The following is a 22,553-nucleotide window of genomic DNA, read 5'->3' on the forward strand; positions in this document are numbered from 1 at the left end:
GTTTATTTAAAAGTTTTTGAGATTTGTTCGCCAACACGTTTAATAGCACCTTTAATATCGGCATTCGAACTGAGGCCCAACGTAGTATAAGCACCTCGACAAGATGCTAAGGGACGGTCGCTGTCGAAGTCAATAAAGTTGACGGTGATAACAGTTTCTTCCTGACTTGCAGTAACGCCAATAGTTGCAAGCAATAATGCCGATTGTTCGTTCCGTGTCAATTCGTTGATACGATATTGATTTATCAATGTTAACCCAGACTGTTCAACCGCATCGTATAATTGTATTTGATATTGTATAAGTTCAGGTGGAATTCTATACGTATCATTATCTATGAGTGCTACATATTTGTACTTAGACAAATCAGCACTTTGCGAGACAACAGATTTAGATGTGGTACAATTCGTTAAAGACATCAGCAGGAAAGTGCCAATGAACATAGAGAGCATCCTTAAATATTTTTTCATTCTCATCGTTATAAAATTCTCATTGACTCTCTAAGAATATTAATTTAGATGTTACAGAAAACGTGAGCCAACTATGCCACGTCTTTATTTGGAGGTCGTAGGAAACCTTGCATACAGATGTAGTTATAGCAGCCCACGCTATGGCGTAAGAACCACTATGCCATCTGAGTATGCAATTTGAAAATTTCCTACGTTCCCAAATACTTGATGCGCATAACGCTTCTTCTTTATTCCCGTATATTCCGGAGAGAGTTGCCTCAATCCGCTTACAAAAGTAGGAGATTTTTCCGATAATCCCCTATCTTATAGTACTTTTTTACTTGGGAAATGGATTTTAGAGTGCATTCTATATTTTCAGCCCTTTATCCTGTCTTGTAGAAACTTATTGCTGCCCCAAAGAGAACCTACCTTCGACACGAGTGCCGTTCACGACTCATAAGGTCATCGGCACACAGACGCACGGCGTTGGCTTTCTTGCGGTAGGTGCGTTTGCCCATGTAAAGCACACAAAATGTACTTCTTGTCATACTCGTCCTTTTGGGGTTGCAAAACTATAAATTAACGAGTTAACCCTTGATAAGCAAACCTACGCAGAGCAGAGCAAGCGGAACGGGTCTGTTAAATCGGCACCTTCATCAAGTAATGACTTGGGAACTGCTCTTCTTCATTTAATCCGCTTTGAAACGGATTTCAGTCCTTAGTCCAACTTCCGTGATTCTTTCTTAACTACTTAATTCACAGATTATATTGCGTTAATCTGCTGAAAATCGGCGGATATTCCATAGATTTTGCGTATGTTTGTATCACAATAAAATAAGATATATGGAAATAACCAGTGCAGAATTTGTTATAAGTAACTCGCGAGCCGACATGTGTCCGAAAACCAACCTGCCCGAATATGCTTTTATCGGACGGTCGAACGTAGGGAAATCAAGCCTCATCAATATGCTTACCCAACGCTCTAAATTAGCAATGACCTCCTCTACTCCGGGCAAGACGTTGCTCATCAATCATTTTTTGGTCAACAAAGAATGGTATTTGGTGGACCTGCCGGGATATGGTTATGCGCAGCGCGGCAAGAAAATGATGGATAAAATCAAAAAGATGATAGAGGATTACGTTCTGACACGTGAGCAAATGACTTGTCTGTTCGTACTTGTAGACAGCAGATTATCCCCGCAAAACAATGACTTGAAATTCATTGAATGGCTGGGAGAAAACGGCATTCCTTTTGCTATCATCTTTACAAAAGCTGACAAACAAAGCACATCGAAAACAAACAGAAACGTAGAGCTGTATCTGAAAACACTGCAAGAACAATGGGAGGAACTGCCGCCTTATTTCATTTCTTCTTCTGAAAAGAAAACAGGACGCGATGAAATCCTGAATTACATTGAATCAGTAAACCGCTCATTAAGTTCACAAATCTCCGATGAGGGTTGAACAAAACAAGAGGTTTACTTGTTTTCTTTCTATAAATCAAACTAAAAGTTAAAACAATTATGGCAACAACTGCGTTTAAGGGAGCTCCTGTTACATTGGCAGGTGACTTCGTAAAAGTTGGGAGTCAAGCTCCGCAATTTTCATTGGTAAAAGGCGATTTAGGAAACTTTACTTTAGCCGATGCCGCCGGCAAAAATATTTTGCTGAACATCTTTCCGAGCATGGATACGGGTGTATGCGCAGCATCGGTACGCAAATTCAATAAGCTGGCATCCGAGATGCCTAATACGATAGTTCTGGCTATATCAAAAGACCTGCCTTTCGCACAAGGACGTTTCTGTACTACCGAAGGCATTGAAAACGTAGTTCCACTGTCGGACTACCGATATACGTCAGACTTCGGAGAAAAATATGGTGTTTTAATGACCGATGGCCCGTTGTGTGGTTTACTGGCACGCGCCGTAGTAATTATTAATCCTGAGGGTAAGGTTGTTTATACCGAACTGGTTCCTGAAATCACGCAAGAACCCGATTACGAGTCAGCTTTGGCAGCTATTAAGTAAAAAGGATAATTTATAAACCAATCAGGCACGTATTTCATACAAACGCACACAGTTTACGTTTGTTGAAATACGTGCCTTTTTTATATCAAGCAGGTCTTAATCTTCTGAGAACTCGCGGATGCGCTGCTCCTCGCTCAAACGGCAAATCAGCAGCATGTCGTTCTTCTCCGCCACGATATACTCATCCAATCCCTGAACTACCACTTTCTTTTCTTGCGTGGTGTGAATTACGCAGTTCCGTGATTCGTATACCTTTATATTCTGACCGATACACACGTTGTTATGGGCATCTTTCTTTAAGTTCTCATGCAACGACCCCCATGTCCCCAAATCGCTCCATCCGAAAGAAGCCGGGAACACATAAATCTCATCAGCTTTCTCCATCACGGCATAGTCTATTGAAATATTCTCACATGCCGGGAAAGCCTCATCTATCAATTCCTGTTCCTTATCTGTATAATAATAAGGTAGCAAGCGTTCGAATATCTTTGCCATCGGCGGCTGGTAAACACGGATGGCATTTACTATCGTATTAACATTCCACACAAAGATACCTGCGTTCCAAAAATAGTTGTTACGGCGCAGATAGCGCTCGGCAGTTTCCAAGTCGGGTTTTTCTTTAAAAGCATCTACACGATAAATCTCCTTGTTCGAAGGACACGCCATCGAAAGATCAGCTTCAATGTAACCATACCCCGTTTCCGGACGGGTAGCTTTCATCCCTAATGTAACAATGGCATCCGAATCTGCCGTAAATTTCATGGCAGAAGTCACTACGCGGGTAAACTCACGTCCGTCTATCACAATATGGTCGCTCGGTGTAACCACAATATTCGCTTTCGGATTTTTCGCCTTGATTTTCCAACTTACGTAAGCAATACACGGAGCCGTATTACGCCGGCAGGGTTCTAACAATACATGGTCTTTTGCTATTTCAGGCAACTGTTCTTCTACTATATCTGCATAAGCGGCAGATGTAACCACCCAAACATTTTCCGGCGGACAAATATCTTTAAAACGGTCTACAGTGAGTTGAATAAGCGTACGTCCACATCCCAACACATCTATAAATTGTTTGGGCATCTGCGTGCTACTCATCGGCCAGAAACGGCTTCCTACACCGCCTGCCATAATGACCAAATGATTATTATTCGGATTCATAAGTACAATGTTTTTAACATGGATATCGCAAAGATAATCAATTATCCGAATAAAAAAATCCATTTAGCAAAAAATCCCATCCGTATTCATTAAATCGGGTGACATACTGTATAACACGTGCGTCCGAAAACCAAGAATCTACTTACGATATTAAAAAAAACAAGAAACCTGCTTTATAACATAAGCTTTTATGAAACAACTTATCTACATAATGCCTAATATTGCAGTCGAATTAGTGTTAGAAATACACTCAATAGGAAGAATAACCAAAACCTTCTGACAGCCAAGAAATCAGATACATTAAATAATTTAAATACTTAAAATCATGAACTGGAATTCACAAGAATTTGTATGGCTCGACTGGCTAATCATCGCAGTGGGAGTCATATTAGTAGGATGGGCGGTATATCGCTCTGTACAAAAGGACAAACGTTTGCAACAAGGGGCAAACAGTGAAGATTATCTGTTTGGTAAAGGCGAACCGTGGTACATCATCGGTGCAGCTATCTTTGCTGCCAACATCGGGTCTGAACACTTGGTAGGACTTGCCGGAACCGGAGCGAAAGACGGCGTGGGAATGGCTCACTGGGAAATGCAAGGATGGATGATTCTTATCTTAGGCTGGCTCTTCGTTCCGTTTTACCAATTACTTAATAACAAACTGGGTAAGATTATCACCATGCCCGATTTCTTGAAATTCCGTTACACGAAAACCACCGGCTCATGGCTGTCTATTATTACGCTTGTGGCTTATGTGCTGACAAAAGTGAGTGTTACAGCGTTTACGGGCGGTATCTTCTTTGAATACCTGCTGGGTATTTCTTTCTGGTACGGAGCCATCGGACTGATTGCCATCACTGCCATCTTTACCGTATTCGGAGGTATGAAGGGGGTAATGACGCTTTCTGCTATCCAGACCCCGATTCTTATCGTCGGTTCGTTCCTCGTGCTGTTCCTCGGTCTTGCCACATTGGGTGGAGGAAACATTGCCGACGGATGGACTACCATGATGGACTTCTGCGGACAGTTGCATGACGGCTACGGAACAACCCACATGTTCCACTGGGAAGAAGGCGACCCTATGTATAAAGAATATCCCGGATTCGTTGTATTCATCGGAGCAAGTATCATCGGCTTCTGGTACTGGTGTACCGACCAACACATCGTACAGCGTGTGTTAGGACAGACCAAAGGCGAGGCAAACGAAGAAGTGATGAAGCGTGCACGCCGTGGTACGATTGCTGCCGGTTATTTCAAACTGTTCCCGGTGTTTATGTTCCTTATCCCCGGTATGATTGCTGCAGCATTGGCACAAGACCCTGAAAGCGGATTCTCTTTCTCAATGAAAGCCGGAACCAACATCCCGGATACCGATGCTGCTTTCGCCCAAATGGTAAAATTCATCCTGCCTGCCGGCGTGAAAGGTATCGTTACCATTGGTTTCATCTGCGCCCTTGTAGCTTCTTTGGCTGCATTCTTCAACTCTTGCGCAACCCTCTTTACCGAAGACTTCTATAAGCCGATGAAAAGAGGCATGAGTGAAGCTCACTATGTATTGGTAGGACGTATCGCTACCGTAATCGTAGTATTGCTGGGATTGGCGTGGATGCCGGTCATGATGAGCATGGATACACTGTACAGCTATTTGCAGAATATCCAATCACTGCTGGCTCCGGCGATGGTGGCAGTATTTACAATGGGTATTTTCTCTAAGAAAATCACTCCGCTTGCCGGCCAGTGGGGATTAATCGGAGGTTTCATCATTGGTATGATTCGCTTGATAACCAATGTGATTACCAAAAACGGAAACGCTGTGATGGAAGGAGCGTTCTGGGAAAACACTACATGGTTCTGGCAAACCAACTGGCTTGTTTTCGAAATCTGGCTGCTCGTATTCATCATCCTGCTGATGGTGGTTGTTTCTTTCTTCACTCCTGCTCCGTCAAAAGCTCAGGTAGAAGCTATCACATTCACGCCGGAATACAAAAAAGAAATTTTCAGAAGCTGGAACAAGTGGGATATTATTTCAACGTTAGGCGTTGTTGCACTTTGTGCCGCTTTCTATGCATATTTCTGGTAAATATTCCTAAATATTTATATATGCCTAAATTTTCGAAGGGAGAACTTTGTGTAACGTTCTCCCTTTATTTTTAGATTTGCTCAGACTTTCACAGCTTATGAAAGCAGAAGAAAAGTCCTCCTGACATACCCGGAAAACGCTACCGTTAGCGTTGCCCTGTCCATGCGGAAGCGTTGACCATTTCTACCCATAGCGTCAGTCGGTCTTACCGCAAGCGTTTTTCAAGTCTTCCATAAAGCCGGACAAAGCTCAGGCAATCCCCTCCCCAGCCATACACCATTTACTCTATCTTCCTGTTAATCCGACACTTTTTGCAGGGCATACAGAATAAAAAATATACATTTATGTTGCATAACATAACCGGGGAATACACAACGAATTATTTTAAGTGTTACTTTTACACCATAAATAAAAAAAACAAGTAAAACAAAGAAAAATACAAGTTATGGAAAACATGAGAAAATCACTTTTGGGTATGAGCGCAGCTCTCATCTTATTTAGCGGATGTGCGCAAAAGCAAGAACAATCTACGCTGACTTTATCGGGCTTGAATCCCGCCAATTTTGAAACAATGGTAGATGGCACGAAACCGGTAAAGCTCTATACGCTGAAGAATCATCAAGGAATGGAAGTGTGTGTGACAAACTTCGGAGGACGCTTGGTTTCAATCATGGTTCCCGACAGAAATGGGAACATGACCGATGTGGTTTTAGGCTTCGACAGCATAGCTGATTACCAAAACATACCAAGTGATTTCGGTGCAGCCATCGGGCGCTATGCCAACCGAATCAATCAAGGAAGAATTACGATAGACGGTACTACTTATCAGCTTCCGCAGAACAACTACGGTCACTGCCTGCACGGTGGTCCTACGGGATGGCAATATCAGGTATATGAAGCCAACCAGACCAATGACAGCACCATCATACTGACCATGAAATCGCCGGACGGAGACAACAACTTCCCCGGAAACGTTACGGCAAACGTAACCTATACGCTTACGGCCGATAATGCCATCGACATCAAATACGATGCCACAACGGATAAGAAAACGGTTATCAACATGACCAACCACTCTTATTTCAACCTGAACGGCAACCCGTCGGTACCGGCAATCGACCATGTTTTATACATTGCAGCCGACAGCATCACTCCGGTAGACAGCACGTTTATGACCGACGGCACTATGATGGCTGTTAAAGGTACTCCGTTCGACTTCAATACTCCCAAACCGATTGCTCCCGACGTGACTAACTTTGACAACGAACAGGTGAAATTCGGAAATGGTTTCGACCATAACTGGGTACTAAATACCAAAGGCGACATTAATAAGGTGGCAGCCAAACTGACGGGTCTGACTACGGGCATCACACTGGAAGTATATACCGACGAACCGGGTATCCAAGTTTACACCGGCAACTTCCTCAACGGTACTGTAAAAGGAAAGAAAGGCATCGCTTATCCGCAACGTGCATCCGTTTGTTTGGAAACGCAGCACTATCCTGACAGCCCCAACAAAGCACACTGGCCTTCAGTTGTGTTAGAACCGGGACAAACGTACCACAGCCACTGTATCTTTAAATTCGGTGTAGAGAAATAAAAATCTGTACTGAAAAACAATTACACTATATGACTGCATATTATAAACAAAATCCGAAATTTTATGTCGGAATCGATTGCATCATTTTCGGCTTCGATAAAGGAGAACTCAACCTGCTTTTATTGAAACGGAACTTTGAGCCGGCAAAAGGGAAATGGTCGCTCATGGGCGGCTTCATACAAGAAAACGAAAGTGCGGACGATGCAGCCAAACGTGTATTAAGTGAATTGACCGGTCTGGAGAATGTTTACATGGAACAAATCGGCGCATTCGGTGAAGTAGATCGCGACCCGGGAGAACGAGTAATCTCACTGGCATATTATGCGCTGATAAACATCAATGAATACGACCGTGAATTAGTTCAGCAGCATAATGCCTATTGGGTAAATATAAACGAACTTCCTGACTTGATATTCGACCATTCGGAGATGGTGGCAAAAGCCCGGACGCGCATGAAACACAAAGCATCGAGAGCGCCCATTGGCTTCAACTTGCTGCCTGAGTTATTTACCCTGTCGCAACTGCAAAGCTTGTATGAAGCCATATATGGCGAGCCAATGGACAAGCGGAATTTCCGCAAACGAATCGCCGACATGGGATTCATTGAAAAAACAGATAAAATAGATAAAACAGGATCTCGCAGAGGAGCTTATCTTTATAAATTCAATGATAAGTCTTATCAAAAAGACCCGAAATTCAAACTTTAGAAGAGTATGTTAGAAGCATTGAAAGAAAAAGTATTCCATGCCAACTTGGATTTGGTTAAGCATGGACTGGTGATTTTCACGTGGGGAAACGTTTCCGGCATTGACCGCGAAAGTGGTTTGGTGGTAATCAAGCCCAGTGGTGTATCTTACGACGAGATGAAGGCAGAAGATATGGTAGTAGTGGACCTTGAAGGAAATGTAGTAGAGGGTAACCTGCGCCCGTCAAGCGACACCCCCACCCACTTGGTACTCTACAAGGCTTTCCCCGAAATAGGAGGCGTTGTTCATACTCACTCAACTTACGCCACGGCTTGGGCTCAGGCAGGAATCGATTTGCCTAACATCGGTACTACACATGCCGATTATTTCCACGAAGCCATCCCCTGCACGGCAGACATGACCGAAGCTGAAGTAAAAGGCGAATACGAATTAGAAACCGGAAACGTAATCGTAAAACGTTTCGAAGGTATCAATCCGGTACATACGCCGGGGGTTTTAGTAAAGAACCACGGTCCTTTCGCTTGGGGAAAAGATGCTCACGACGCTGTTCACAATGCCGTTGTCATGGAACAGGTTGCCAAGATGGCAAGCATTGCATACACTGTTAATCCGCATCTCACCATGAATCCGCTGCTGATTGAGAAACACTTCAGCCGCAAACATGGTCCTAATGCTTATTACGGACAAAAGAAATAACTCTTATAATTATCAACCCATCAAAAATTAAACAACCATGAACACATTCAATCAGTATGAAGTTTGGTTCGTAACCGGAGCACAGCTCCTTTACGGAGGCGATGCTGTCATCGCGGTAGACGCACATAGTAATGAAATGGTAGCAGGCTTGAACGCCAGCGGCAATCTGCCTGTAAAAGTTGTATATAAAGGTACTGCAAACTCTTCGAAAGAAGTAGAAGCTGTATTCAAAGCTGCAAACAATGACGAGAAATGTATCGGTGTCATCACATGGATGCACACTTTCTCACCTGCCAAAATGTGGATTCACGGATTACAACAGTTGAAAAAGCCGTTGCTCCACCTCCACACTCAATTCAACAAAGAAATTCCATGGGATACAATGGACATGGACTTCATGAACCTGAACCAGTCGGCTCATGGCGACCGCGAATTCGGACATATCTGTACCCGTATGCGTATCCGTCGTAAAGTAGTGGTAGGTTACTGGCAGGATGCAGATACCCAACACAAGATTGCGGTATGGATGCGTGTTTGTGCAGCTTGGGCAGACGCTCAAGACATGTTAATCATCCGCTTCGGCGACCAGATGAACAACGTAGCCGTAACCGATGGCGACAAAGTGGAAGCTGAACAGCGTATGGGATACCACGTTGACTACTGTCCGGTAAGCGAACTGATGGAATATCACAAACAGGTGAAAGATGAAGAAGTAGACGCTTTGGTTCAGACTTACTTCAACGAATATGACCACGACGCGGAGGTAGAAGACAAATCAACCGAAGCTTATCAGAAGATTTGGAATGCAGCCAAAGCCGAACTTGCTCTGCGTGCCATTCTGAAAGCTAAAGGTGCGAAAGGATTTACTACCAACTTCGACGACCTCGGACAGACAGACGGCAGCCACTTCGACCAGATTCCGGGATTGGCTTCTCAACGTCTGATGGCAGACGGTTACGGATTTGGCGCAGAAGGCGACTGGAAATCGGCTGCTCTCTACCGCTCGGTATGGGTCATGAATCAAGGTTTGCCCAATGGATGTTCATTCTTGGAAGACTATACTTTGAATTTCAACGGCGAACAGAGTGCCATTCTTCAAGCTCACATGTTGGAAGTATGTCCGCTTATCGCAGCCAAGAAGCCTCGCTTGGAGGTTCACTTCCTCGGAATCGGTATCCGCAAGAGCCAGACCGCACGCCTTGTATTTACATCTAAGACCGGAAAAGGATGTACAGCTACGGTGGTCGACTTGGGTAATCGCTTCCGCCTGATTGTAAACGACGTAGAATGTATTGAACCGAAACCGCTGCCCAAACTGCCTGTGGCTTCAGCTTTGTGGATTCCGATGCCTAACTTCGAAGTCGGTGCCGGAGCATGGATTCTTGCCGGAGGTACTCACCACTCTTGTTTCTCTTATGACTTGACGGCTGAATACTGGGAAGACTATGCCGAAATTGCCGGAATCGAAATGGTACACATCAACAAAGATACCACTATCGGCGAGTTTAAGAAAGAACTCCGCATGAACGAAGTTTACTACATGCTGAATAAGGCTCTTTGCTAATTTTAATTTATTAGCTTCTGTCTGAAGATTAAAAGTGCCCGGCGAGCCTATCGCCGGCAGCACTTTTAATTTCCTCTCTTTTCCATTCTTTATATCATACCTTAAATTACCGTTTTAACATGAAATTAGATGCAAAGTCAACCATCGAAACAGGAAAAGCCATTCTTGGTATTGAGTTCGGCTCTACCCGAATCAAGGCTGTTTTGATTGACCAAGAAAACAAACCGATAGCGCAAGGAAGCCACAACTGGGAAAACCAGTTGGTCGATGGACTTTGGACGTATAGTATCGACGCTATCTGGCACGGGCTGCAAGACTGCTACGCCGACCTCCGCGCTAACGTAAAACAACAGTACGACACTGAAATAGAAACGCTCTCGGCCATCGGCATCAGTGCCATGATGCATGGTTACATGGCTTTCAACGACAAAGAAGAAATTCTGATTCCGTTCCGTACATGGAGAAACACCAATACGGCTCAGGCCGCTGCCGAACTATCCGAACTATTTGTTTACAATATTCCTCTAAGATGGAGCATTTCTCATCTTTATCAGGCTATCTTGAACAATGAAGAACACGTAAAAGACATCACTTTCCTGACCACACTTGCCGGATATGTTCACTGGCAAATAACAGGCGAAAAGGTATTGGGCATCGGCGACGCATCGGGTATGCTTCCCATCGACCCCAACACGAAGAACTATTCTGCCGAAATGGTTGCCAAGTTTGACAAGCTAATCGCGCCGAAAGGATACAGCTGGACGCTGACAGACATTCTGCCGAAAGTTTTGCTGGCAGGCGAAAACGCCGGATCGCTTACTGCTGAAGGAGCCAAGAAACTGGACGTATCGGGTCATTTGAAAGCCGGCGTACCGGTTTGTCCGCCCGAAGGAGACGCCGGAACCGGAATGGTGGCAACCAATGCCGTAAAACAGCGTACGGGTAATGTTTCTGCCGGAACGTCTTCATTCTCTATGATTGTACTGGAGAAAGAGCTGTCGAAACCTTACGAAATGATAGATATGGTTACCACCCCCGACGGCAGCCTTGTGGCAATGGTACACTGCAATAACTGTACTTCCGACCTCAATGCGTGGGTGAACCTGTTCAAAGAATACCAAGAACTGTTGGGCATTCCGGTAGACATGAACGAAATATACGGAAAACTTTATAACCATGCGCTCGAAGGAGATACCGATTGCGGCGGACTGATTTCGTACAACTACATTTCGGGAGAACCGGTGACAGGACTGGAAGACGGACGCCCGCTGTTCATCCGCTCGGCTAACGACAAGTTTAATCTCGCCAACTTCATGCGCGCCCACTTATATGCTTCGGTTGGGGTGCTGAAAATAGGAAACGATATTCTTTTCAAAGAAGAAAAGATTAAAGTAGACAGAATTACCGGACACGGAGGTTTGTTCAAGACCAAAGGCGTAGGTCAGAGAATCTTGGCGGCAGCCATCGACTCTCCCATCTCTGTAATGGAGACGGCAGGTGAAGGCGGCGCATGGGGCATCGCCTTGCTGGGTTCTTACCTTGTAAACAACCCGAAAAAACTGTCGCTTGCCGACTTCTTGGACGAGAACGTATTTGCCGGCGATGTGGGCGTTGAAATCAAGCCGACGGCTGAAGACGTGGCTGGATTTAATGCTTATATAGAACACTATAAAGCAGGTCTGCCCATCGAGGAAGCTGCCGTTAAATACAAAAAATAAAGGACACCCGGAGAGCCGTTAAAATCCGGCCTACAACCGCTTCTGAAGCCCCTGAAAACACTACCCATAGAACCGGGCAACTCTATGGGTAGAACCGGGCAATTCTACCGCATGGGATGACCAACGCTAACGGTAGCGTTTTCGGGAGGAAACCGACGGACGGAAACTCCCCGAAAAGAAGCGGTCAGCAAGGCTTTAGACAGGCTCTTACGGCACAAGTGAATGAAAAACACAAGAAAATACATCATTCACGCTGCTTTTATAAGCATAATAAATTATCTTTGTCCGATTTTTTAATAAAACAAGCGGCCGTTAGTCCGCTTTATGTAGCATTCAAAATCAATTTTTATCAATATGAACAGCAAACAAGTAATGGACCACGCAGCTGACAACATCCGCATTTTGGCTGCTTCTATGGTTGAAAAAGCGAAATCCGGACATCCGGGCGGTGCAATGGGCGGTGCAGACTTTATCAACGTCTTGTATGCAGAATACCTGCAATACGATCCCCAAAATCCAACATGGGAAGGACGCGACCGTTTTTTCCTCGACCCGGGTCACATGGCTCCGATGTTATATTCGCAATTAGCCTTAATCGGCAAATTCAGCATTGACGAATTAAAACAATTACGTCAATGGGGCTCTCCTACTCCGGGACATCCTGAAGTAGACGTAAAACGCGGCATAGAAAATACTTCCGGCCCGCTGGGACAAGGACACATCTTTGCCGTAGGAGCTGCTATCGCTGCAAAATTCTTAGCTGCGCGTACCGGTAACCCGACATTTGCTAAAGAAACCATCTACGCATATATTTCCGACGGAGGAATCCAAGAAGAAATTTCTCAGGGTGGCGGACGTATTGCCGGATGCTTGGGACTGGATAACCTTGTTATGTTCTACGACTCAAACGACATTCAGTTGTCTACCGAAACCAGTGCGGTCACTACCGAAGATACAGCCATGAAGTATCGTTCATGGGGATGGAACGTTATCGAAATCAACGGTAATGACTGCCAGCAGATTCGCGAAGCGTTAGACGCAGCAAAAGCTGAAAGCAAACGTCCTACGCTAATCATCGGTAAATGTATCATGGGTAAAGGCGCTCGCAAAGACGACAACAGCTCTTACGAACACAACTGTAAGACACACGGTGCGCCGCTGGGAGGAGATGCTTACAAGAACACCATGATTAACTTGGGAGCAGACCCCGAAAACCCGTTCGTTATCTTCGACGACGTAAAAGAAATGTATGCGAAACGTGCCGAAGAGCTGAAAGCCATCGTTGCCGCACGCCATGAAGAAGAAAACGCATGGGCTGCTGCCAATCCGGAAAAGGCAGCCCAACTGAAAGAATGGTTCAGCGGAGCTGCACCGAAAATCGACTGGACAAGCGTACAACAAAAAGCCAACGATGCTACCCGTAACGCTTCGGCAGCGGTACTCGGCGTATTGGCAGAACAGGTTCCGAACATGATTTGTGCATCGGCAGACTTGTCGAACTCAGACAAGACCGACGGTTTCTTGAAAAAGACACATGCGTTTGTAAACGGAGACTTCAGCGGTGCATTCTTCCAAGCCGGAGTAGCCGAACTGACTATGGCTTGCTGCTGCATCGGTATGACGCTCCACGGAGGCGTTATCGCTGCCTGCGGTACATTCTTCGTATTCTCTGATTATATGAAACCTGCCATACGTATGGCTGCGTTGATGCAACTTCCGGTTAAGTTCATTTGGACTCACGATGCGTTCCGCGTGGGCGAAGATGGTCCTACCCACGAACCGGTAGAACAGGAAGCACAAATCCGACTGATGGAAAAACTGAAGAACCATCACGGAAAGAACTCAATGTTGGTATTGCGTCCTGCCGATGCTGAAGAAACCACGGTTTGCTGGAAACTGGCTATGGAGAACGTCGATACTCCGTCGGCTCTAATCTTGTCTCGCCAGAACATCACCATGCTTCCCGCCGGAACAGATTACAGTCAGGCTGCCAAAGGTGCCTACATCGTAGCCGGTTCTGACGAAAATCCGGATGTAATTCTGGTTGCTTCCGGTTCTGAAGTTTCTACCCTCGCCGCAGGTGCCGAATTGCTCCACAAAGACGGTATAAAGACCCGCATCGTTTCTGTTCCGTCGGAAGGACTGTTCCGCAACCAAAGCAAGGAATACCAAGAAAGCATCATCCCTGCCGGAGCAAAGGTTTTCGGACTGACAGCCGGACTGCCTGTCAACTTACAGGGACTGGTAGGAGCTAACGGTAAGATATGGGGATTGGAATCGTTCGGATTCTCTGCTCCGTACAAGGTATTGGACGAAAAATTAGGATTCACTGCCGAAAATGTGTATAACCAAGTAAAAGCAATGCTCTAATGAAAACGATAGGATTGGCATCCGACCACGCGGGATTTGAACTGAAACAGTATGTGAAACAATGGCTGGAAGCAAAAGGATGGGAATATAAGGACTTCGGTACTTATACGAACGAAAGTTGCGACTATCCCGACTATGCTCATCCGCTGGCCCTCGCCGTTGAAGCCGGAGAGTGCTATCCCGGTATTGCCATCTGCGGAAGCGGAGAAGGTATCGGCATCACACTGAACAAACATCAGGGCATCCGCGCCGCATTATGTTGGATGCCTGAAATAGCCCATCTTGCCCGCCAGCATAACGATGCAAACGTACTGGTTATGCCGGGACGTTTCATCACTACCGAAACGGCTGACAAGATTATGACAGAATTTTTTAATACGCAGTTTGAAGGCGGACGCCATCAGAAGCGTATCGACAAGATTCCCGTCAAATAAAATTCTATCTTAAAATACTTAAAAAAGAGAAGTTCAAAAGAGCTTCTCTTTTTTTATCGCTATATTTGTCTGTCATTTATCTGAAAACAGTAAAAACCTATTTAATAAAATAAGAAACCATGAAAAAAGTTCTGTTTATTTTACTGGCATGTATGCCCCTCTTCCTTTCTGCAAAGGATAAAAAAGACAATTCCAATCCAAAATATTTGGCGGGAGCCGTTACGCTGACCGATGGAAAAGTAACTTTCAACTATGAGCTAAAAGCTCCGGCTCTTTCGCAAAAAGAAATCTATACGCAGATGCTAAATTGGGCTAACGAACGCTTTAAACCCGAAGGCGACCTGCAAAGCCGGGTAGTGTATTCGAATGAGGAAAAAGGCGAAATCGCAGCTACGGCAGAAGAATATATCGTGTTTTCTTCTTCGGCTCTTTCTTTAGACCGTACACGCATCTATTATCAACTTTTCATTTATCCCAAACAGGGAGCTTGCAACATGGAAATGACGCGCATACGTTACTGGTATGACGAGAACCGAGACGGCGGAGAACGTTACACAGCCGAGGAATGGATTACCGACGATATGGCGCTAAACAAAAAGAAAACCAAACTGGCTCCTATTTGCGGCAAGTTCCGCAGAGAAACCATCGACTTAAAGGATGAACTGTTCAAATCGGCAGCCGAAGCTTTAGGTGTTCATGCCTTAAATGCCCCCCAAACGGTTCCTGCCGCAACTTTACAACCGGCAACACCTGCTGTTGTTCCGTCGACCGGAGGAGAACTGAAAAACATTACATTTGAACAACTTCCTGAAAACCTAAGCGAAATTGCCGCTTCGGGAAGAATCACGCTTACTGCAAACGATGAAGAAATTGACTTGAAAGCGGATAACTGGGGAGGATTTGGAAAGTTGTTTAACAAGAACGTAGCTTATCTCTTGGTTGACCAAAACCGTATAGCCATCAATGCCGTTATGGAGCATAGCGATACTTATCAGATTTCATTCTACACGGAAGGAAGCACCCAGCCCGGCGTGGTTATCGAATGTAAGAAGTCGATGGCACAAAAAATGTCTGCCGACGAACTGAAGTCGCTCAACCAATCAATTGATACAACGAAATCGTACACCATGTACATGGGAGAAATTACAAATGTTCAGATAAGATAAAGGCTGAACACCCATAAAACGCAAGCCCATGTCTTAGAGAAAACTATTGGTAGTTTCACCTAACACATGGGCTTGTTTATGTAAACGCATCCCATAGAAAATCGGGCTGCTATTCGTGGCTGCTGTAATACTTCATAAACTGCGTACGCTCGAACGGTGTAGCGTCTTCTTTGGCATTCAGTTTTCCTTTAAATTGAGACAACGATTCGTAACCTTTTCTCTCCATCCAGCAACCGAGTTCTTGCTTCAGTTTCTCAATTTCCTGTTCACCGCGTTCGTAAATCAAGCTGCACACTTCTACGGCAGCAGCTCCTGCCAAAATCGATTTGACGACATCCGTCCCGCTATGCACACCTCCCGAAACGGCATAGTCAACCTGCGGCACTTTAGCCGAAGCGATAGCCGTCCACCGGATTTTGTCGGCAAGTTCGGTAGGCGAACTCATAACATTGGAAGTAGTAAACGAAAGATGTTCCGTATCAATATCCGGACGATAAAGGCGATTAAACAAAACGATACCGTCTGCTCCGTTTGCATGAAGTTGCTCTATCAATGCTACCGGATTAGTGAAATTACTACCCAGCTTCATAATCACCGGAATATTCACTGCCGATTTTACGCGGCGCAAAATATTGACATGGCGCTGCTCAAAACTTCCATACTGATAATCTTTGTCTGTCTGCAAAGACAGTATGTTTATCTCAACAGCGTCGGCACCCGCCTGTTCCATCAGTTGCGCAAAGTCAGTCCACTCGCTGTCGGTATAACAATTAATGCTGGCAATGACTGGAATACGGCATACCTTTTTTGCTTCCTTTATCAAATGAATATGCTCATTCAGCGCATGAGAACGCACATACACACTGAGATAATCATCTGCTTCCGATGCCCCATATCCCTGCATACTGCCTATTTGCATCGAAATCTGTTCTTCAAAAACAGACTTCAAGACCACGGCTCCTGCTCCGGCAGCTTCCAGTCGACGGATTTTATCAACGCTGTCTGTAAGCCCCGAACTACTTACAATGATGGGGTTCGCCAAAGTCAGTCCGGCGAAATTCGTTGCAATTTGTATCATAGTTATAAATTTAATAGTTCCTTTCCCCGAAAATCTTGCTGCCTACACGCACCAGTGTGCTACCTGCCTTCACAGCCAACGGATAATCGTGTGACATTCCCATCGAGATTTCCCGAAAATCGCTGCTGCCGCTGAAATAGGTCTCTTTCAATTCACCGAAAAAGCGATGGAGCGATTCAAACTCGCGAGTAATCTGATGTTCATCTTCCGTATTCGTAGCCATCCCCATAACACCTTGAATAGAAACATGGCTTAACGTCTGCCAACTTCCTTCAGCAAGCATAGCCCGACAGCTATCAAACGTAAAGCCATATTTGCTTTCTTCCTGAGCGATATGAATTTCGAGCAGACAAGGGATGATACGCCCTACTTTTGCCGCCTGCTTATTTATTTCGGCAAGCAGCTTATAAGAGTCCACGGCATGAATCATGGAAATAAAAGGGGCGATATACTTCACCTTATTAGTCTGTAAATGCCCGATAAAATGCCATTCGATATCCGCAGGCAGAGAGGTGTGTTTCTCTACCAGTTCCTGCACCTTGCTTTCACCAAAAATGCGCTGCCCGGCAGCATACGCAACTTCGATGGCTTCGTTAGGATGAAATTTGGATACGGCAACCAAGCGTACTCCCTCAGGAAGTTCCGCCCGGACAGCCTTAATGTTAGTTTCAATATCCATAATAAATTTTATATTTATCGGTTACCCGCTTCGGCAAATTCGGGTTTCACATCAGGCTCCGCCGAATACGGATATACATCCATAATTGCTGTTTCGGCTATGGAAGCAATGCTGTAATCTGCCATTGTTCCTTTCATGCCTTCGTCCAGCTTCTTAACCGCATCGCGCAAGTCGGCTGCCTGTACCAACACATTGGTAGCCGTTTTCTTTTCCGCACCACTCTTTTCGTCGAGCGTAATGAAATACAGCTTACATTTAAACCAACGGTCGGCGGCATCTTCTTCACACGGAAACAGCTCGCTGTAATTGGCGCGCTTGATATCTGCCACGGTAAATTCTCCGCTGATAAACGGGGTAATCTCCTCGATTATACGCGATTCTGCCTCGGTAAAACTAAGCGCATCCACCAAATAGGGTTCCGTTACTTTCTTATTCATTCCGTTTTCTGCTACTTTCTCGTAACGGATTTTACATTCAAACCAATTATGCATCATAATCGTCAAACAATCTTTTTATTAAAAATATATTAATTATTAATGCAAAGATACACGATTTTTTGAATTACTCTCTCAATTTACACCGATTCTGTTGCATAAACTCTTGAATCATATCGCTGTAATCTCCTTTGATGAGGATATGGTGATTTCCCAGCGGATTCCGCAGAAAATAATCGGCAGGCTTATCGAGCTTTATACGGAACTGCGTGCGCGAAGTGGAAACATAGTTCGTGTTTTCTGTAAGATATCCTCCCGACACGTAATATTCGTCTAAACACTCGCCTCCGCACTTAAACAGCGTAACATTTCCTTCGTGCATGATTCCCTGAATGGCTATCCCCTCTTCGGTATCAAAATGGTTGCGGATGATGAAACTGTCTACCATTTTCGTGCCGATGGTGTCATGAGCTATCAGAATCTCGTTTTTCTGAACGTCGACAAACGCCGGATTTGCTATAAACCCGTATTGCCCGGTCAGCACTTTCACCATCAGCATGGTCATAATCGCCTGCAAGTCGCCCTCGCTTCCGGCAGGGATGCCGTCATCGTTCAGCAACGATACTGCCAGACATCCGGTGGTGTGCAAGTCTTGGATGAGCGAAAAGCTGGACAGCGTCAGTGCATCCAGATCACGTTCTTTGCAAACCCGCCTTACGGCACGATACAGCCGCATGTCGCGCAGCAAATCTTCCGGTGTGGAGTCTTGACATGCCTGCGCACGGGCAACTACCTGAGATGCCTCAACCCCCACTTCCTCCTCCGTAATTTCGTAAAAATATTTATATACGTCCTCCATCGGAATATCAACATACGTCACTCCCCATCTCCGGTTCGCCAACAAGTAATCTGCATGGCTCGACACCAGCCACGGAGCAGGCGTTCCGATAAGCCCGATACGTTTTCCTTTCAACTTACGCTTGGCGGCAAAAGCCTTATGGTGAAACAATACCTGTTTTACCATTTCGAATACTGTTCCGTGGATAATCCGGGCACGCATGTCTTTCGACTTTACCCATGCCGCAATCTCAAGAGCAGCAGAAAGCGAGTTGTTCTGTCCATCGCTTAACAAAGTAATGGGATAAGGGAAAACGCTGAAATTACGAATCACGATATCAGAAACACAGCCATCTGCTATAAATGCCATTTTATATACATTCGACGGAATAGAGTCTACCTCTGTATAATGTATCAGGTGAAGCCTGAAGTGCTTCTCTAATTCTACAAAAAGAGCTTTATGACTTTCATAAATCTGTTCCGCCTTGTAACTTTTCGATGTAAATATAATTAAATAAAGTTCCATGATGATTGCTTATAGGGTTACGCCAACAAACATACGTTTTTTTTCTTAAATATCTCCGTAAAATGAAGTTTGATAACATAGATTTACGTTCTGTAAGATTCGGGAATGCACCCGCTTTGCGTTTTTATTCCATCTAAAAGTTGGCAGATTTATCGTTTCGCGCTATATTTGCAGTGAACTTATTTGAACTTTCTTGTCCGGCGAAAGCACAAGAAGAAATTCTCCGCCATATACCCCGAAAAACGCTACCGTTAGTGTTGTTCATCCTATGCGGTTGCGTTGACTGGTTCTACCCATAGGACTGACCGGTTCTACCGCAAGCGTTTTTCAAGCTCCGGACCAAACAGCGAAAGAGTTTATAATAAGCTCATTATCAACTAAAACACATTAGTGAAAACAAAATTAAAAATTTAATTATGCCGCAAATATCCATCAGAGGAAACGAAATGCCTGAGTCGCCTATTCGGAAATTGGCGCCTCTTGCTGAAGCTGCAAAAGAAAGGGGAATCCATGTTTATCACCTCAACATCGGTCAGCCGGACCTTCCTACTCCGCGAGCGGCCCTTGATGCGATTCGCAATATAAACCGCACGGTATTAGAATACAGCCCAAGTCAGGGTTACCGCAGTTACCGCGAAAAACTGGTAGGCTATTACGAAAAATACAATATCCATTTGAGTGCCGATGACATTATCATTACCACCGGCGGCTCGGAAGCCGTCTTGTTTGCGTTCCTGAGTTGCCTGAACCCGGGAGATGAAATCATCGTACCCGAACCGGCTTACGCCAACTACATGGCTTTTGCCATTTCAGCAGGAGCTGTGATTCGCACCGTAACAACAACCATCGAAGAGGGATTCTCACTGCCGAAGGTTGAAAAATTTGAAGAACTGATAAACGAACGGACCAAAGGCATTTTAATCTGCAACCCCAATAACCCTACGGGATACCTTTATACACGCCGCGAAATGAACCAAATCCGCGACCTTGTGAAGAAGTACGATTTGTTCCTTTTCTCCGATGAAGTATACCGTGAATTCATTTATACAGGGTCTCCCTATATATCTGCCTGCCATCTGGAAGGCATCGAACAAAACGTTGTGCTCATCGACTCGGTATCGAAACGCTATTCGGAGTGCGGTATCCGTATCGGTGCGCTGATTACAAAGAACTTGGAAGTACGCAAAGCGGTAATGAAGTTCTGCCAAGCCCGGTTGAGTCCTCCCCTTATCGGACAGATTGCGGCAGAAGCATCGTTAGACGAGCCGGCAGAATACTCACGCGAAACGTACGATGAATATGTAGAGCGGCGTAAATGCTTGATAGACGGGCTGAACCGTATTCCCGGCGTTTATTCTCCTATCCCGATGGGAGCTTTTTACACCGTGGCCAAACTGCCGGTAGATGACTGCGAGAAGTTCTGCGCATGGTGCCTGTCTGATTTCAACTACGAGGGAGAAACAATCATGATGGCTCCTGCAAGCGGATTTTATACCACACCCGGAGGCGGACGAAATGAAGTGCGCCTTGCTTACGTATTGCGGAAAGAAGACTTGATTCGCGCTCTTTTCGTATTAAGAAAAGCCCTCGAAGCCTATCCGGGAAGAGTAGACGACTGACCTGCTGAACAATGAATTGGAAGTTATTCATAGCCCGACGCATCTACAAAAGTAACGAAGGAGGGAGAAAAGTATCAAAGCCTGCCGTGCGTATCGCCACGGCAGGTATTGCCATCGGACTGGCGGTAATGATTGTCTCCGTTTCGGTAGTCATCGGATTCAAGCACCAAGTGCGTAATAAAGTCGTAGGAATGGGAGGCGATATCATCGTATCCAGCATTGACGGCGCCCAACTTTACCAAATGACCCCTATCGTAGGAAACGACAGCTTGATGGATGTAATCAACCGAATGCCCGAAATATCCCATACGCAGCGGTATTCCGTCAAGCCGGGCATGATTATGACTTCCGACAATTTTCAAGGAATGATGCTGAAAGGAGTGGCACAGGAATACGACCGGACATTCTTACAGAAACATTTACTTGAGGGAGAAATACCCACTTTTACTGATTCTGCCGCCAGTAACCGAGTGTTGGTTTCACGCTCCGTGGCAGACAAGTTATCGCTCAAGGTGGGCGATAAGCTCTATACGTATTACATCGAAAACAATATACGGGCACGCCGGTTAACGGTAAGCGGAATTTATCAAACAAACTTCTCTTATTTCGACGACCTTTTCTTGATAACCGACCTTTACACTGTAAACCGGCTGAACGGATGGAAACCGGAACAGGTAGGCGGCATTGAAATAACGGTAAAAGATTATAGTCAATTAACCCAAGCGAACGATTGCATCCGCTCGTCGATAAACGACCAAACAGACCGATACGGAGAAATCTACTGCTCGCGTACGTCGGAAGAAATCTATCCGCAAATATTCGATTGGCTCAACTTACTCGACATTAATATATGGGTAATCCTTATACTCATGACGGGGGTAGCCGGATTTACCATGATATCCGGCTTGCTAATCATCATTTTAGAGCGTACCAACATGATAGGTGTATTAAAAGCGTTAGGTGCAGACAACGCTTCCATACGCAAGATTTTCCTATCGCTATCGGTATTTCTCATCGGACGAGGCATGATATGGGGAAACATCATCGGCATATCCGTATGCCTCATCCAATATTACTTCCATCCTTTCCGGCTCGACCCGGCAACATACTACGTAAGTACCGTGCCTATCGAATTGCATATAGGATGGTATTTGCTGATAAACATCGGCACGTTACTGATTTCCGTGTCTATGCTTATCGCACCCTCTTATCTGATAAGCCATATCCATCCTGCCAAATCCATCCGGTTCGAATAATCCGGGTTGGAAGCATCGGATTGCAAGCCCTGAAAACTACCCGATAAACCGACAAGCCTTCCGAATAGAACCATGAGGTTTATCCGCATGAAACAAGCAACACTAACGGTAGCGTTTTGAGGGAAAAACCGAGGGGTGTATCACGGCAAACAAAT

The 22,553-nt window shown here is 45.2% G+C and carries 20 protein-coding genes; 13 read left to right on the forward strand and 7 right to left on the reverse strand.

What is annotated here, in order from left to right:
• Positions 1 to 2: 2 nt before the first annotated feature.
• Positions 3 to 467, reverse strand: coding sequence for a hypothetical protein (locus tag M3085_RS10650; RefSeq protein WP_239466458.1), 465 nt, complete (start codon positions 465 to 467; stop codon positions 3 to 5).
• 404 nt (positions 468 to 871) lie between these two features.
• Positions 872 to 994, reverse strand: a complete 123-nt coding sequence (locus M3085_RS13875; protein WP_262921566.1) for a hypothetical protein — start codon at positions 992 to 994, stop codon at positions 872 to 874.
• A gap of 295 nt (positions 995 to 1,289) precedes the next feature.
• Between M3085_RS13875 and yihA the strand changes: the two genes are divergently transcribed.
• Complete coding sequence (yihA, locus tag M3085_RS10655) at positions 1,290 to 1,910, forward strand: ribosome biogenesis GTP-binding protein YihA/YsxC (RefSeq protein WP_178256173.1); 621 nt, start codon at positions 1,290 to 1,292, stop codon at positions 1,908 to 1,910.
• Positions 1,911 to 1,969: 59 nt separating this feature from the next.
• Positions 1,970 to 2,473: a thiol peroxidase gene (gene tpx / locus M3085_RS10660; RefSeq protein ID WP_178256174.1), complete on the forward strand. Its 504-nt coding sequence runs from the start codon at positions 1,970 to 1,972 to the stop codon at positions 2,471 to 2,473.
• Positions 2,474 to 2,569: 96 nt separating this feature from the next.
• Here tpx and M3085_RS10665 read toward each other — a convergent pair whose 3' ends face one another.
• Positions 2,570 to 3,634 carry a mannose-1-phosphate guanylyltransferase gene (locus M3085_RS10665; protein ID WP_178256175.1) on the reverse strand — a complete coding sequence of 355 codons (1,065 nt, stop codon included), beginning with the start codon at positions 3,632 to 3,634 and terminating at the stop codon, positions 2,570 to 2,572.
• Positions 3,635 to 3,959: 325 nt separating this feature from the next.
• Between M3085_RS10665 and M3085_RS10670 the strand changes: the two genes are divergently transcribed.
• From M3085_RS10670 to M3085_RS10710, 9 genes are all read left to right on the forward strand, one after another.
• On the forward strand, positions 3,960 to 5,714 hold the full coding sequence (locus M3085_RS10670) for a sodium:solute symporter (protein ID WP_191709266.1): 1,755 nt from the start codon (positions 3,960 to 3,962) through the stop codon (positions 5,712 to 5,714).
• A 454-nt stretch (positions 5,715 to 6,168) separates the two neighbouring features.
• A complete protein-coding gene (locus tag M3085_RS10675; RefSeq protein ID WP_410554622.1) occupies positions 6,169 to 7,314 on the forward strand; it encodes an aldose epimerase family protein in 1,146 nt (381 codons plus the stop codon).
• Positions 7,315 to 7,343: 29 nt separating this feature from the next.
• On the forward strand, positions 7,344 to 8,021 hold the full coding sequence (locus tag M3085_RS10680) for an NUDIX hydrolase (RefSeq protein WP_178256178.1): 678 nt from the start codon (positions 7,344 to 7,346) through the stop codon (positions 8,019 to 8,021).
• A 6-nt stretch (positions 8,022 to 8,027) separates the two neighbouring features.
• On the forward strand, positions 8,028 to 8,717 hold the full coding sequence (locus M3085_RS10685) for an L-ribulose-5-phosphate 4-epimerase (protein ID WP_178256179.1): 690 nt from the start codon (positions 8,028 to 8,030) through the stop codon (positions 8,715 to 8,717).
• Between the two features lie 37 nt (positions 8,718 to 8,754).
• Positions 8,755 to 10,281 (forward strand): L-arabinose isomerase, encoded by a 1,527-nt coding sequence (gene araA, locus M3085_RS10690; protein WP_178256180.1) that lies wholly within the window; start codon positions 8,755 to 8,757, stop codon positions 10,279 to 10,281.
• A gap of 119 nt (positions 10,282 to 10,400) precedes the next feature.
• Positions 10,401 to 11,999: a xylulokinase gene (locus M3085_RS10695; protein ID WP_249052981.1), complete on the forward strand. Its 1,599-nt coding sequence runs from the start codon at positions 10,401 to 10,403 to the stop codon at positions 11,997 to 11,999.
• A 354-nt stretch (positions 12,000 to 12,353) separates the two neighbouring features.
• The gene (locus M3085_RS10700) at positions 12,354 to 14,369 is read left to right on the forward strand and encodes a transketolase family protein (RefSeq protein WP_249052982.1); all 2,016 of its coding nucleotides are present in this window, start codon (positions 12,354 to 12,356) and stop codon (positions 14,367 to 14,369) included.
• The gene (gene rpiB, locus M3085_RS10705) at positions 14,369 to 14,803 is read left to right on the forward strand and encodes a ribose 5-phosphate isomerase B (RefSeq protein ID WP_178256184.1); all 435 of its coding nucleotides are present in this window, start codon (positions 14,369 to 14,371) and stop codon (positions 14,801 to 14,803) included. The genes M3085_RS10700 and rpiB overlap by 1 nt, the downstream gene beginning before the upstream one ends.
• 119 nt (positions 14,804 to 14,922) lie before the next feature.
• Positions 14,923 to 15,969 (forward strand): DUF4468 domain-containing protein, encoded by a 1,047-nt coding sequence (locus tag M3085_RS10710; protein WP_249052983.1) that lies wholly within the window; start codon positions 14,923 to 14,925, stop codon positions 15,967 to 15,969.
• A gap of 109 nt (positions 15,970 to 16,078) precedes the next feature.
• On the opposite strand, the gene M3085_RS10715 is transcribed toward M3085_RS10710, so the two are convergent.
• The 4 genes from M3085_RS10715 to M3085_RS10730 form a co-directional block, all read right to left on the reverse strand.
• Positions 16,079 to 17,047, reverse strand: a complete 969-nt coding sequence (locus tag M3085_RS10715; RefSeq protein WP_249052984.1) for a dihydroorotate dehydrogenase-like protein — start codon at positions 17,045 to 17,047, stop codon at positions 16,079 to 16,081.
• A 10-nt stretch (positions 17,048 to 17,057) separates the two neighbouring features.
• Positions 17,058 to 17,726 (reverse strand): YggS family pyridoxal phosphate-dependent enzyme, encoded by a 669-nt coding sequence (locus tag M3085_RS10720; protein ID WP_178256187.1) that lies wholly within the window; start codon positions 17,724 to 17,726, stop codon positions 17,058 to 17,060.
• 14 nt (positions 17,727 to 17,740) lie between these two features.
• A complete protein-coding gene (locus M3085_RS10725; protein WP_178256225.1) occupies positions 17,741 to 18,223 on the reverse strand; it encodes a DUF4494 domain-containing protein in 483 nt (160 codons plus the stop codon).
• A 64-nt stretch (positions 18,224 to 18,287) separates the two neighbouring features.
• Positions 18,288 to 19,523 (reverse strand): fucose isomerase, encoded by a 1,236-nt coding sequence (locus tag M3085_RS10730; RefSeq protein WP_178256188.1) that lies wholly within the window; start codon positions 19,521 to 19,523, stop codon positions 18,288 to 18,290.
• A 416-nt stretch (positions 19,524 to 19,939) separates the two neighbouring features.
• On the opposite strand from M3085_RS10730, the gene M3085_RS10735 reads away from it, so the two are divergent.
• Both M3085_RS10735 and M3085_RS10740 read left to right on the forward strand, forming a co-directional pair.
• On the forward strand, positions 19,940 to 21,142 hold the full coding sequence (locus M3085_RS10735) for a pyridoxal phosphate-dependent aminotransferase (protein WP_178256189.1): 1,203 nt from the start codon (positions 19,940 to 19,942) through the stop codon (positions 21,140 to 21,142).
• Positions 21,143 to 21,153: 11 nt separating this feature from the next.
• Positions 21,154 to 22,398 carry an ABC transporter permease gene (locus M3085_RS10740; protein WP_178256190.1) on the forward strand — a complete coding sequence of 415 codons (1,245 nt, stop codon included), beginning with the start codon at positions 21,154 to 21,156 and terminating at the stop codon, positions 22,396 to 22,398.
• Positions 22,399 to 22,553: the final 155 nt, after the last annotated feature.

Origin of the sequence: Bacteroides caecicola, from assembly GCF_023337095.1 — a bacterium.
Classification (GTDB): domain Bacteria; phylum Bacteroidota; class Bacteroidia; order Bacteroidales; family Bacteroidaceae; genus Phocaeicola; species Phocaeicola gallinarum.